Annotated in this window: 11 protein-coding genes; 8 read left to right on the top strand and 3 right to left on the bottom strand. The window is 61.6% G+C overall.

The window, feature by feature from the left end; all coding sequences use genetic code 11:
- Positions 1-305 precede the first annotated feature (305 nt).
- The gene (locus tag ACQKIK_RS19920) at positions 306-1,781 is read right to left on the bottom strand and encodes an FAD-dependent oxidoreductase (RefSeq protein ID WP_499137210.1); all 1,476 of its coding nucleotides are present in this window, start codon (positions 1,779-1,781) and stop codon (positions 306-308) included.
- Between the two features lie 451 nt (positions 1,782-2,232).
- On the opposite strand from ACQKIK_RS19920, the gene ACQKIK_RS19915 reads away from it, so the two are divergent.
- From ACQKIK_RS19915 to ACQKIK_RS19885, 7 genes are all read left to right on the top strand, one after another.
- Positions 2,233-3,312 (top strand): endonuclease/exonuclease/phosphatase family protein, encoded by a 1,080-nt coding sequence (locus ACQKIK_RS19915; protein WP_499137209.1) that lies wholly within the window; start codon positions 2,233-2,235, stop codon positions 3,310-3,312.
- Between the two features lie 291 nt (positions 3,313-3,603).
- Positions 3,604-4,725, top strand: a complete 1,122-nt coding sequence (locus tag ACQKIK_RS19910; protein ID WP_499137208.1) for an aldo/keto reductase — start codon at positions 3,604-3,606, stop codon at positions 4,723-4,725.
- 147 nt (positions 4,726-4,872) lie between these two features.
- Positions 4,873-6,318, top strand: coding sequence for a phospholipase D-like domain-containing protein (locus ACQKIK_RS19905; RefSeq protein ID WP_499137207.1), 1,446 nt, complete (start codon positions 4,873-4,875; stop codon positions 6,316-6,318).
- Between the two features lie 349 nt (positions 6,319-6,667).
- Positions 6,668-7,213, top strand: a complete 546-nt coding sequence (locus ACQKIK_RS19900; protein ID WP_499137206.1) for a c-type cytochrome — start codon at positions 6,668-6,670, stop codon at positions 7,211-7,213.
- A gap of 13 nt (positions 7,214-7,226) precedes the next feature.
- Positions 7,227-7,682 carry a DUF305 domain-containing protein gene (locus tag ACQKIK_RS19895; RefSeq protein ID WP_046161115.1) on the top strand — a complete coding sequence of 152 codons (456 nt, stop codon included), beginning with the start codon at positions 7,227-7,229 and terminating at the stop codon, positions 7,680-7,682.
- A 41-nt stretch (positions 7,683-7,723) separates the two neighbouring features.
- Positions 7,724-8,227, top strand: a complete 504-nt coding sequence (locus ACQKIK_RS19890) for a DUF6692 family protein (protein WP_499137205.1) — start codon at positions 7,724-7,726, stop codon at positions 8,225-8,227.
- Between the two features lie 84 nt (positions 8,228-8,311).
- The gene (locus ACQKIK_RS19885) at positions 8,312-8,986 is read left to right on the top strand and encodes a haloacid dehalogenase type II (RefSeq protein ID WP_499137204.1); all 675 of its coding nucleotides are present in this window, start codon (positions 8,312-8,314) and stop codon (positions 8,984-8,986) included.
- Positions 8,987-9,005: 19 nt separating this feature from the next.
- Here ACQKIK_RS19885 and ACQKIK_RS19880 read toward each other — a convergent pair whose 3' ends face one another.
- Both ACQKIK_RS19880 and fdhF read right to left on the bottom strand, forming a co-directional pair.
- Positions 9,006-9,488: a hypothetical protein gene (locus ACQKIK_RS19880; protein ID WP_045427906.1), complete on the bottom strand. Its 483-nt coding sequence runs from the start codon at positions 9,486-9,488 to the stop codon at positions 9,006-9,008.
- Complete coding sequence (gene fdhF, locus ACQKIK_RS19875) at positions 9,488-12,451, bottom strand: formate dehydrogenase subunit alpha (protein ID WP_499137203.1); 2,964 nt, start codon at positions 12,449-12,451, stop codon at positions 9,488-9,490. Before fdhF ends, ACQKIK_RS19880 begins: the two co-directional genes overlap by 1 nt.
- Positions 12,452-12,736: 285 nt before the next feature.
- On the opposite strand from fdhF, the gene ACQKIK_RS19870 reads away from it, so the two are divergent.
- Positions 12,737-13,393 (top strand): ammonia-forming cytochrome c nitrite reductase subunit c552, encoded by a 657-nt coding sequence (locus ACQKIK_RS19870; protein ID WP_499137202.1) that lies wholly within the window; start codon positions 12,737-12,739, stop codon positions 13,391-13,393.
- Positions 13,394-13,396 lie beyond the last annotated feature (3 nt).

The following is a 13,396-nucleotide window of genomic DNA, read 5'->3' as shown; positions in this document are numbered from 1 at the left end:
CAGTGGATCGGTTCGTTCAAGATCGCCAAGGGTGACAGCCTTTATGGCCTGTAGCTCGAAAGCCACGTTTCGGATCGCACCATTGAACGAAAGGATGCCCGGAAACCAGGCCGCTGTGTTCGGCTGATATGTATCAGGGGTGTTCCCGGTACGCTCAGCCACCGGCCGCAGAGCCGTCGACGCCAAGTAGCGCATCGACCAACAGCTTGATGCCGAGCCCTACTGGAACGACCCCAATTTGCCTACCGGCATCCGAGGAACGGTTGGCATATCAAGCGACCCGCTCAGGCGCGAGTCGCTGACACTCAAAGTGACCTGGCTGCGAGCGGCTGGATGGCCGGGCCGTGAATCACCTCACCATCAGCCTGGAAGATCGAGCCGTGGCAGGGGCAGTCCCAGGTGCGATCGGCATTGTTCCAGGTCACGCTGCAACCCATGTGCGTGCAGGCCGCAGAGACGCCGTGCAGCACGCCGGAATCGTCTCGCCAGACCGCGATCTGCTCGTCGCCGCGGGTAATCACGCCACCTTCGCCGGGGCCGATAGCGTCCAGCTCATCGACCTGTGACTGGCTCTCGCCGCTCTGGTTGAAGTCGTCCGGTGAAGGCCGCCTGGGGTCGTAAAGTGTCTTCCAAGGGCGCCGCCCGGTGATGATCTGGCGAGCGATACCAAGGCCGGCGGCGGTGCCGTTACTGATGCCCCACGCATTGAAACCGGTGGCGACGAACAGCCCGGGCGCCTCCTCGGGATCGGCCTCGCCAACATAGGCCATGCGATCGGCGGTGTCGTAGTCCTCGTTGCACCATTGCCACACCGCCTCGCCAACCGGCAGGTTGCTGCGCGCCCACTGTTCGAGATCGACGAAGCGCTGCGCCACGTCTCCGTCCTGCCCGGTGTTGAAGCGCGGGCCGAGTACGAGCATCAGCGGGCCTTGATCGTCGCGACCCATGCGAATCGAATGGGTCGGGTCTTCGGCGGCGATGAACATGCCCTCAAGGTGGGCTTCGTCCTGGGGGCGGAAGGCGATTGCCACATGGCAGCGTGGCTGGGTCGGGCTGACCAGGTCGATTGGCGTCTCTACCGGCATGTGCGTGGCGAGAGTCACCTGGTCGGCGCTGACCGTGCCGCCATCGAAACTCACCTGCCAGCGGTCGTTGCGCTCGAATTTCTGCGCGCGGGTTTGCTGATGGATCTGCCCCCCGCAAGCCTGTACCGCCGCCGCCAGGCCGACCAGGTAGCTGGCTGGGTTGAATTGCGCCTGGTCGGGAAACTCGAGCGCACCCGTGGTCTCGAAGGGCAGCGGCGCGCGGTCGAGCACCCGCGCGGCAAAGCCCAGGCAGCGAGCCGCCTCAGCTTCACGCTCGATGGCCTCGCGGCCTTGCGCGGAACAGGCATAAGCGAAGGCGGACTGGCGCTGGTAATCGCAGTCGATTTGCAGGTCTTCGACCCAATGGCGAATGCGGTTCACCGCTTCACGGTTGACGTCGGCGTAGCACTGCGCCAGGTCCTGGCCGAAGGTATCAATCAGGTGTCGGTAGATGAGGGCATGCTGAGTGGTGACCTTGGCGGTCGAGCGTCCGGTGACCTGTCGGCCGATATCGCGCGCTTCGAGTACCACGACCTTCTTGCCGGCTTCGCAGAGCGTCATGGCGGCGCTCAGTCCGACGATGCCGGCGCCGACCACTACAACGTCGCATTCGCTGTGGCCGGTCGCCGGCGGGAAGTCGCTACGGGGGGCACTGGCATTCCAGCAGCAGTCGGGTAGGGCGGATAGCGCGGGCATGGGTAGGGTCCTCATCGGCTGAGTCGCATGGTCTGTCGACATCTCATCACCCGCCACAGCGTTAACGGCATGGCCGGAGGTTCACGAAACGTCGGGCACTAGGGAGTAGAGCGGTCCGGTTCGGGCAGGTTCCTGACCACCGGGCAGGACGCGCCAATCGACGCCCATCCGGCCTTACTCGCGTCGGTTGTGCGCGAAACAACAAACGGAGCCCGCCGTACCCGTCACTTCCTCGCGCATGCTGACCGCCTTGTGTCGACCTGCCGCACCCGCTCACCGCATCGGAGGTATGACAGAGGCGTCAAGAAACTCCGATGTCGACGCTGCTCTGAATCAGCAGTTCGCTGCCTCTGTTGCATCGCAACAGAAGGTACCGATGAAGGCGGAACAATCAGCCTGGTGGCCGATCCGAACTAGCTACGAGCAAAATGAAAGCTGGGGAGGGCCAGCCATGACCGAGGGCATCCTGGTTGGGGTGACTGTGGTTTTCGTGGCGATCACTCTCATTCAATACTGGAGCCAGCCAAGCTGGTGGGTGCGCGGCTGGGATTTCCCCAAGTTGCAGGTGGGCGCGCTGTTGCTGGTACTGCTGCTGGTTCAGTTGCTATTGCTGGATTTTTCCATCCGCTGGAACCTGCTGCTGCCGCCCGTGACGCTGGGTTGCCTGGCCTACCAGTGGTGGTGGATACGGCCCTACACACCGCTGGTACGCTGCGAGGTCGACTGGGCCGACCCGAATGACGACGGCCCGCGGATTCGTATCCTGTCCTCCAATGTCCTCACGCCTAATCGCCACGCTGATCGCTTGATTGCGCTGGTCAGGCGTTACCAGCCGGATGTACTGGTAGCCCTCGAAACCGACCAGTGGTGGGACGAACAGCTGCAAGTACTCAGCGACGACTACCCCTATTGCATCCGCTGTCCGTTGGACAACCTCTACGGCATGCACGTGTTTTCGCGGTTGCCGTTGGAGCATCAGCGGCTGAGCTTCCTGGTGCAGGACAATATTCCGTCGATGCATGCCCGGCTGCGGGTCAATGACGAGCTGGGCGTGCGCATGCACTTCCTGCACCCGGCGCCGCCGAGCCCGACGGAAAACGACGAGTCCACCGAGCGTGACGTCGAGCTGCTGATCGTCGGGCGCAGCGTCAAGCAGACCGATGAACCGGTAATCGTCAGCGGTGACTTGAATGACGTCGCCTGGTCGCCAACCACTCGATTGTTCCGCAAGATCAGCGGCCTGCTCGATCCACGCATCGGTCGCGGCATGTTCAACACCTTTCACGCGCAGTACCGCTTCCTACGCTGGCCGCTGGATCACTTCTTTCACAGTGCCCACTTTCGCGTGGCACGCATCGAGCGCCTCGCGGATATCGGCTCAGACCACTTTCCCATGTTCATCGAACTGCAATACGACCGTCGCCACGCGAGCGAACAGCACAGTTTGGAAGCCGATGCCGCTGATCGCGCCCGGATGCAGCAGAAGGTCGGGCAGGAGCCAGCCAGCAAAGACGATGTGCCGCGTCCTTGAGCTTACAACTCGGACCGTCAGTTGCGATTCGATGCCAAAAGGGACGGCTCGTAATGCCTGGCGTTAGGTCCGCGTTGGAAACTCTGCGCCAGGAGGGCGTTGCTGAGCGGTTGCCGCAACGGGTGGCAGCGAGACCCATGCCACCCCGGCGCGGAGCAGACGCCCTTGTGACCGCCCATCCTACAGAGGGAATGCCTCGATCGGCCGGCAGTCCTCTTTGTATCGGCCCACCCCGGGGCGCCGCAGAGCGCGACGCGTTGAGCTCGGGACCGCACACCTACAGGAGGCTGCATGCAGCGTCGTATTTTTCTCTCGACCCTGGCCGCTGGCAGTGCGCTGGCGCTGACCACGCCGCACCTATTGGCGCAAACGAGCACCGCTCCGTCCACAAGCCGCTCTCCCGAGGCGCTGCCGCGCAACGAGGGCGAGCACCCACACTATCGACCGCCACAGCGTTTCGGGCTCGGTGGCGCCATTGCCCTGGGCGATATGCGCCGGCAGATCACTGAAGAACAGGCCCGCGCCATTCTCAAGGCCGCGTGGGAGCAAGGCATTCGCTATTACGACACGTCGCCCTGGTACGGGTTGGGACTGAGCGAACGGCGGGTCGGGCAGTTGCTCTATCCGCGTGACCGCGATGGCTACGTCTTGTCATCCAAGACTGGACGGCTGCTTGAACCCGACCCCGGCTACGACCATCCTGGCTGGGAAGGCGTCGACAACTTCCGGCCAAACTGGGATTTCTCCGCCACCGCAACCCGCCGTTCTATCGAGGACAGCCTGCAGCGCCTGGGTGTCCCGCGCCTGGACATGGTGTTCATACACGACCTGTCGCCTGACCATATGGGCGCGCAATGGCGCGAACATTTCGAGGTCGCGCGCAAAGGCGCCATGCCAGAACTGGTGAAGATGCGCGAGGAGGGGCTTATCAAAGGTTGGGGGCTGGGCGTCAATACGCTCGAGCCGCTGCTCGACACGCTGGAGGTCTCCGATCCGGACATCAGCCTGTTGGCCACTCAGTACTCGCTGCTCAAACATGAAGATGCGCTTACGCGTGCGTTCCCGGCTTGTGAAAAACGCAACGTCTCGCTGGTGCTCGGTGCGCCGCTCAATTCCGGTTATCTGGCCGGTGGCGAGTATTACAACTATGACCGCGGCGCGCCGGCCGATATAGCCGAAAAGCGCGAGCGCTATCGGGCACTGGCTCGCGAGCATGGCGTCGATTTGCGCACGGCGGCCCTGCAATTTTGCAACGCGCCGGATGTGGTTGCGGCGGTGATCCCCGGAGCAAGCAGCCCAGAACAGGTCCGCGAGAACGTGGCGTCAATAGTCGATGCGCATGTGCCGGCTGCCTTCTGGGCGGCGGCCAAGAATCAGGGGTTGCTGCATGCAGACGCGCCAACGCCGCGCTAATCGACCTGCGCTCCGGGTGCTACTTTGACTTTCGCTGATGGCGGAACCGGCCGCGTGACTCGGCTGGGCGGAGTCGAACGAACCACAGGCGATCGGTCCGCCTCGGCGCACCGATCGCCGGGGCGTGCCGAGGCACCTGTCTCGGGCTTGAAATCGCGCATCGACTCGCTGGTCCAGGCCGCCACGCCTGGTCAGTCGGGATTTCGTCTGTTGCTGTCCGGCCAGGATGCGTTCAATGCTCGCGCCGAAGCCATCGCTCAGGCCACCGAGTCGCTCGACCTGCAGTACTACATTACCCACGACGGCATCAGCACCCGCCTACTACTGGGTGAACTGCTACAGGCGGCCAACCGCGGTGTGCGTATCCGGCTGTTGCTCGATGACTTCGCAAGCGATGCGCGAGATCACCGCATTCTGCTCAGCGCTGCCCATCCCAACATCGAGATGAAAGTCTTCAATCCGCCGAAGAAAGGACGCAAACGAGCCACTACACGGCCATTGGGTCGCCTGTTTGAGCTCCCCCATCAGCATCGACGGATGCACAACAAGCTGCTGTTGGCTGATCGCAATCTGGTCGTCATGGGCGGGCGCAACCTCGGGGATGAATATTACGACGCCGACCCGGAGCGCAATTTCGTCGACATCGACCTGCTGTGTATCGGCCCTGTGGCCAGTGATTTTTCCGCCAGTTTCGAGGCTTATTGGCAGCATTCACTGGCCGTGCCCATCGATCAAAGTCTACGTAAATCCATCAAGCGGTTCGGACGAAAGCACCAGCCCCGGCCCTTGGCGCAGGAAATCGACGATGCGTGTAACAAGGATCCAGACCAATGCGCGCTGCTGACCGCTTACCGTCGAGCGCCACAGCTCGGCACATGGCTGGACCAGTTGGTATGGGCGACGGGCACAGCACTGTGGGATCCGCCCGGTAAGCTTGCGACAGCCTCGGTGCCCGACGAAGGTCAGATGATGATCGCGCCGCTACTTCCCGTGGCACAGGGCGTACGCCGAGAGCTGATGATGGTGTCCGCTTACTTCGTGCCTACCTGGGCAGGGCTGGCTTATTTAAGCGACTGCGCGGGTAGGGGCGTGTCGGTTCGGGTACTGACCAATTCGCTCGAGGCGACGGACGTCCCGCTGGTACACGGCGGCTATCAGCCCTATCGCACAGCTCTGTTGAATGCGGGCGTGCGGCTGTTTGAAATGCGAAAAAAACCGGCGACGCACTCGCGCTACAGGCTCGCCGATACGCCGGTGAGTCTGCATAGCAAGGCGGCGGTGTTCGACAATCGGCAGATTTTCATCGGCCCACTGAACCTGGACCCACGCTCGGTACTGTGGAATTCCGAGGTGGGCGTTCTGGTTGACAGCCCGACGTTGGCCAATGCTGTGCGCCAGCTGCTGGCCGAGGGGCAATCAGGAGCCGTGAGCTACGAAGTCGAAGTCGACGGTAGTGCCCGAAGCGCCGGGCTTGTCTGGAACTATGAAGATGACCAGGGTCGCGCGCTCAAACTCAAACGTGAACCGGCCAATCCATGGCGACGTTTCAACGCCTGGTTGGCGCGCCTGTTGAGAGTTGAGCCATTTCTCTAGTCCCTAACGCAGGCTGACCCAGGCACAGGCGCAACAGACGGGACACAGGCAGGGGATTCCTGTGGGCACTATCTGGACGATGCCGGAGGACATGCTTTCCGAGCTGTCGAGAGCGTCAAAGACCGCCGCAGTTCAGTATTGGCGTTCACTGCGGCTTAGTGCTGTTCACCTCGTTTCGACCGGATTAGCTCCTTGACTGTCCGATATGGCGCACGCCAGCGAAGTTGTCACGTGCTTCGCTTAATCCCCAACATTACATTTCAGTAAGTTGGTGAGTGGCGGGCAACTATGGCCCGTGTTGTCGTGTCTACGCCACTACGGACGGCAATCGTTTAGTGGAGGCCATCACATGCAAAAAGATAGAGGTATTTTTCTAAAAGGCGTATTAGGCGGCGCTGTATTAGCCGCGTTGTTAGGTTTGCTGCTGGCATTGTTCGTTGCTTATACCGGCGCTTACAACATAGCCGCTTCTCAGGATCATTCGCCCTTCGTTCGCTGGTTGTTCTCGACCACCATGCAAAACTCGGTGGCAGCCAGAGCAGATGAATTGGACGCGCCCACTGAGTTCTCCGAGGCGCAAATTGCCGCCGGTGCAGAGCACTATAAGGCGATGTGTCAGCACTGCCACGCTGGTCCAGGCGTGGAAAGAGCCGAGTGGGCACAGGGGCTGCTACCGCAACCGCCGCACCTGGTCGAGGAGGCCGCGCATTGGCAGCCGAACGAGGTGTTCTGGCTCGTCAAGCATGGCGTTCGCATGTCGGCCATGCCGGCTTTCGGCGAAACGCACAAGGATGCCGAGCTCTGGGACATTGCCGCGTTCGTGAAGCAGCTACCCGGCATGACCGCCAGCGAGTACGCCGCGCTGGGTCAGCAAACCGGCACGCATAAGCACTAGAAGGAAAAACATGATGCAGATGTCTTATTGGCGTTTCGCCGCGATGATCGCAACTTCCACGGTCGTGATGTTCGGCCTGATGTACCTCAATACTTACGCTTTCGAACATATTTTATGGAGCGAGACCCGGGCGTGGATGGCGCTTTTGATGGGCGCAGTTATGGCCGTGATCATGCTGAGTTTTATGCTCAATATGTATAAGAAAAAGCGGGTCAATATCGCTATATATATTGGCAGCCTCGTCGTATTTGCATTGACCCTCTGGATAATTCGAAGTCAGGCCACGGTTGGTGATGCGGAATATATGAAGGCCATGATTCCCCATCATTCGATTGCAATCATGACGAGCGAGCGCGCGCAGATCACCGACCCGCGAGTTCGCAAACTGGCCGATGAGATCATCGCGGCGCAGCGTCGCGAAATAGCGGAAATGAAATACCTGATCAATGAACTCGAGAGGGTCGACTGATGCGTCTTCATATGCACCGGAGCGGCCCGAGGTCGCTCGCCTTGAAATGGCTCACGCCGCTCGCCGCACTGCTGCTGACCGCCTGTGGCGACCCTGCGCCTGGGGAAGGTGTTAAAAAGCCGCTGATGAGCGGACCGACACCAGAGGTTGTCAGTGCGCGCGAAGCGGTGGGCACGCCTGACATTCCGACGATAGATCCGCAGACGCTCGACCCTGCCGAAATTGACAAGGTGCTGGGCGCGGGGCCGCGCTGCATTTTTGCCTACACCGCCGAAAGCTCGCCTGTTGTTGCTCTTGAGTTAAAGGGTGATAAAGCAGGCCAAGGCGTGATGAAGGTTCATGGACGGCTGGTGAAGCTCGCGGCGCAGCGTGCCGAGGCCGGTGGTTTCGCGCTGAGCACTGATGGCATGTCGGTCAGTATCAAACCCGCTGAGATAGCCGGCGACGCCATGCCAGCCAAACTCACGGAAGCCGATATGCTATTCGAACTGGAACAGGGGCTACGGGTTGGCTACCGCGGCTGGTATCGCTGCACCACACCGTGATTCTCACGTGAATGCATCGATCCGCACCATAGCCATCCCATGAGCCCGCGTGTCCTTTGACCGATCCGTGCAGGAGACAAGCGCATGCTTCGCCACCTGGTATTCGATGTAAACGAGACGTTGCTGGACGTCGCCGCGCTTGACCCGCTCTTCGAGCGCCTGTTCGGCGATGCCAGTGCCCGTGTCGAGTGGTTTCTGACCTTGGAGGAGGGCTGGATGACCGCGACCATTGTTGAACGCTTCCAACCCTTCGCCAACCTGGCCCAGGCGGCACTGGTCATGGTCGGGCAACGGCGGGGAATCGACGTCAGCGAAGCCCAGTGCGAGGAGCTGGTTGAAGGGATGAAGCGGCTGCCATCGCACCTGGACGTACGGCCAGCGTTGGAACAGCTACGCGGCGCGGGGTTTCATCTTGCCGCCTTGAGTAACGGAAGCCTACAGGCGCTGCGCCAACAGCTGGAGTCGGCGGGGCTGGGCGATAGCTTCGACGCGATCCTGTCGGTCGAGGAGACGCAGCGCTACAAGCCGGCTCCGGAGCCATACCGCATGGTCGCCGAGCGCAACGGCATAGAGCAGGAACAGATGATGATGGTCGCCGCTCATGCCTGGGATATCACTGGCGCGGCGGCGGTAGGCTGCCGCACCGCATTCATTGCGCGACCGGGCAAAGTGCTCAATCCGGCCGGTAGCCAGCCGGATATTCAGGGTAACGATCTGCAGGACTTCGCCAGGCAACTGCTTGCCTGGCGTGAGCGGTAACGGTCGAGACCGCTTCGCCTCATTGCTCCGTCTGCTTGCCGCTGAAGGCGGTGATCGGCTTTTCCGCCTCCTTGTCGAGACCGCTGGCGAAGGTCTTCAAACCTTCGATGATGGGCATCAACGCCGCCCATAGCTCGTCGTCATGCAGCATCTTGTAGGCGCCGGTTACACCCGGCGCTTCGTCGTGCTTGTCGTCCGGCTTGTAACGGCTAACGGCACCGAAAGCGGACTGGAAGGCAAACACAATCTTGTAGAACTGCGCCGGCTCGATGCGGGACAGCGCCATGCCGAGAATAGACAGGTTCTGTATCGCGTTGAGCGAACCTTCCTTGCTCATGCCGTCTACCAGGACTTTCAGCAGGCGGTCGTGCGAACCGGCCAGGTCGTTGGCAAAGCGCAGCACGCCGCGCTGGTGCAAGGTTTCTAGGAGGGTATCGAGCTCTTCCCTGGCATCGGGACCAATCGGGGTAGGTTTAACGTCGTAGTCTAATCGTTCGGCCATCAGAATCTCTCCGGGTGCGTGGCTCGGGCGGGCGGCGCGACGTAGTCGTCGCGGTACCACTTCACCTCTACGGGCACGCCATCGTTCGGCGTGCGGGTGGCGTTGCGGAAGTTATTCGACGGCAGCGGCGGCTCACCTTTTTTCGGCAATACCTCAAGCTTCACCGCAGTTTCCTTGTAGGCCGGCGTGTTCACGTCAGGGTCGTGATGCTCGCCGGTGAGCAGGTTGAGGCCTGGCTTGCCCTGGTGGATGGGCATGAACAGCGTCTTGCCGGGGACCCGGTCGGTCACAGTGGCGCGAACTTCCACCGAGCCGCGACGCGAGGTCACGCGCACCCATGTGCCGTCTTCGATGCCGCGTTCGGCGGCCAGCTCGGGGCTGACTTCGACGAACCAGTTCGGCGCCTGGGACCAGATGCGTGGCCCGCGGCCGGTCTGGTTGGTGCCCTGGAATTGCTCAAGCATGCGGCCGTTGTCGAGCATGATGTCGTACTCGCTGTCGGCCGCCTCGGCTGGCTGCTTCCATTCCAGCGGGAAGAGCACGGCCTTGCCGTCGTCGGTGTGGAAGCGTTCGGTATAGAGCAGCGGCGTGGTGCTGCCGTCAGTCTGCATGGGCCAGAACAACGACTGCCAGCCTTCCAGGCGCTCATAGCTGATGCCTTGGAACATGGTGGCAATGCCGGCGACCTCATCCATGATCTGGCTCGGGTGGGTGTAGCCCCAGTCGTAGCCCATACGCTTGGCCAGATCGGTAAGAATCTGCCAGTCCGGACGGCTATCACCGAGCGGCGGTAGCACCTGATAGAAGCGCTGGATACGCCGTTCGGTATTGGTGAAGGTGCCGTCCTTTTCCACCGAGGGGGAGGCCGGCAGCACCACGTCGGCGAACTCGGCGGTGCGGCTCATGAAGATGTCCTGAACCACCATGAAGTCGAGGCTCTCGAAGCCGCTGTGCACGTTGCGGCTGTCGGCGTCGGAGAAGGCGGTTTCCTCGCCGATGATGAACATCGCCTTGACCGAGCCTTCGTCCGCACCTTTGACCATGGTGAAGTTGTCGTTGCCTTTTTCCAGCGACAGTTTCTCCTTCGGCACGCCCCAGGCCTCGGCCCACTTGTCGCGGTTCTTTTCCTCGGTGACCTTCTCGTAGCCGGGGTACATGTTCTTCAGGCAGCCGAAGTCGCTGGCGCCCTGGACGTTGTTATGGCCACGCATCGGGTAGCCGCCGGTGCCGGGACGGCCATAGTTGCCGGTGACCAGCAACAGGTTCGACAGCGCCGTACTGGTGTCCGAGCCGTGGCTGTGCTGGGTGATGCCCATGGCCCAGAGCAGGCAGACGCTCTTCGCCTGGCCGATCAGCTCGGCGGCCTCGATCAGTTTCTCTTTCGCGATACCGGTGACCTGGGCGGCAAAGTCCATCGTGAAGGGCTCGAGCGACTGCTTGTATTCCTCGATCTGATTGACTCGCGCGTTGAGGAATTCGGTGTCGGCATAGCCGTGCTCGAACATGTAGCGCGACAACGCCGAGGCCCAGACCATGTCGGTGCTGGCGTTGGGTCGCAGGTGGATATCGGCGCGCTCGGCCATCTCGTGTTTGCGTGGATCGAACACCACCCACTTCTGGCCGCGGTGCTTCTTCTGCGCCTTCAGTTTGGAGGCGATCACCGGGTGGTTTTCGGACAGATTGCTGCCAACCATCACGATCAGCTCGGCCTTTTCCATATCCGCGATGGTGCCGGCATCGCCGCCATAGCCGACGGTGCGGAACAGCCCCTTGGTCGCCGGGTTCTGGCAGTAGCGCGAGGAGTTGTCGACGCTGTTGGTGCCGATGATCGCGCGGGCGATTTTCTGCGTTAGGTAGGCCTCTTCATTGCTGGCCTTGCTCGAGCCAATGAAGCCGATGCTGTCCGGGCCATGGGTATCGCGGATCTGCAGCAGGCGCTGGGCGACTAGATCAAGCGCCTCGTCCCAGCTGGCCTCGCGAAACTTGCCGTTGTCGCGGATCAGCGGAGTGGTCAGACGCTTCGGGTCGTTGACGAAATCCCAGGCGAACTTGCCCTTGATGCAGGTGGAGATGCCGTTGGCCGGCGCATCGACCACCGGCTGCACCTTGAGAATATGCCGATCGCGAGTCCACATCTCGAAGGAGCAGCCGACCCCGCAATAGGTGCACACGGTCTTGGTGCGCTTGATCTCCGGCTGACGCCAGTGCATGTCGAGCATCGACACGCCAGTGATCGGCCGTGCGCCGATGGTTTCTTCGAGCTTTTTGACCATGTCGATCATGGGCCGCTTGACGTCCTGCGGCAGGGCGGTGAACGGGCCAGCGTCGGGCTGCATGGTCTTTTCCAGCAGGGCGTTACATGGGCAGACCGTCACGCAATGGCCGCAGCTTACGCAGCTCGAATCGTCGATCGGTTTGCCGCCGTCCCAGAGCACGCGCGGGTGCTCCATGTTGAAGTCGATGGACAGCGTCTCGTTGACCTCGACATTCTGGCAGGCCTCGACACAGCGGCCGCAGAGGATGCACTGATCCGGATCGTAGGTGTAGAAGGGGTTGGAGTGGTCCTTCTCATAAGGCTTGCGCTTGAATTCGTAGCGCTGGATTGGGATATCCATTTGCGCATAGGTGTTGTGCAGCGTGCAGTCGCCGGTGTTGTGCTCGCACAGCGTGCAATACAGCTCGTGCTTGGCGACCAGCCGATCCATGCCTTCTTCGCGCGCCGCCTTGGCTTCGGCGACCTGACTGGTGATCTCCAGCCCGTCGTGCGCCTTTAGCGTGCAGCCGCGCACCAGTTCCCCATCGACCTGCACCCAGCAGACATCACAGGTCTGCGGCGAGCCGAGAGCACGGTGATAGCAGACGTGGGGTAGATCGATGTCATGGTTCGCCAGGAAATCAATCAACGGGGTGTCGGCATCACCGTTCAGTGGCTTGCCGTCGAAGTGAATCGTGCAGTTGCTCATCAGGCCTCCGTTTTTGTTGTCGGATCGGTGCGGATGGCATCCTGGCCTGGCGCCGGCACGGCCCGGCGACTCCTGCCGAACGCCTGCCCTCGAGCGCATAGGTGCAAGGGTGGGTCCGGAAATGATTGTCCATAGCTGACTGATCGGCTTGCGCAAACGTTCCCTTCCGATTTGTGTGGACTCCTGCCCGCACCGATGGCTTTACCGTTTCGATTGAACTCATCCGGCTATGAGCGGCCAGAAACATACAGTCACAAACGGCTCAGTCAGGACGCGTCTTACCGCATGGCCCAGCTTTTCCCCCGCACCGCCGACATGTGGTTACGTCTGGCATTGCTCCTTTTGCCATTAGGGCTTGTCGGGGTGTTCGCCGCGTTCGTCATCCTCTCGCGCTCGTCCTACGTCACCGATCAGGGGTGGACGGTTCATCAGCCAGTGCCTTTCAGCCATGAGCATCACGCGGGTGCGCTGCAGATCGACTGTCGCTACTGCCACGACAATGTCGAGACCAGCGCGGTGGCGGGTCTGCCGCCAACCCACACCTGCATGAGCTGCCATTCACAGATATGGACCGGCGCGGAAATGCTCGCACCGGTTCGTCAGAGCCTGGTGCAGGGCGAGCCGTTGCGCTGGAATCGCGTGACCGAGCTGCCTGATTACGTGTTCTTCCACCACGGGGTACACGTCAACGCAGGCGTGGGGTGTGCCGAATGCCACGGACCGGTCGACCGCATGCCGCTCATGCACAAGGCGGAGCCATTCACCATGAGCTGGTGTCTCGATTGTCATCAGGACCCTGCGCCGCGCCTGCGCCCACGGGAAGCGGTGACTGACATGAGCTGGCAATACAAGGGCGACCGCCGGGAGCTGGGCGAGGCGCTGATGCGCAAGTATCACATCGGCGAAGGCAACCTGACCCATTGCTACACATGCCATAGGTAGGCC

The sequence above is a fragment of the Pseudomonas sp. NPDC047961 genome, assembly GCF_050272435.1.
GTDB lineage: Bacteria > Pseudomonadota > Gammaproteobacteria > Pseudomonadales > Pseudomonadaceae > Stutzerimonas.
This window is presented reverse-complemented; position numbering and strand designations above follow the sequence as displayed.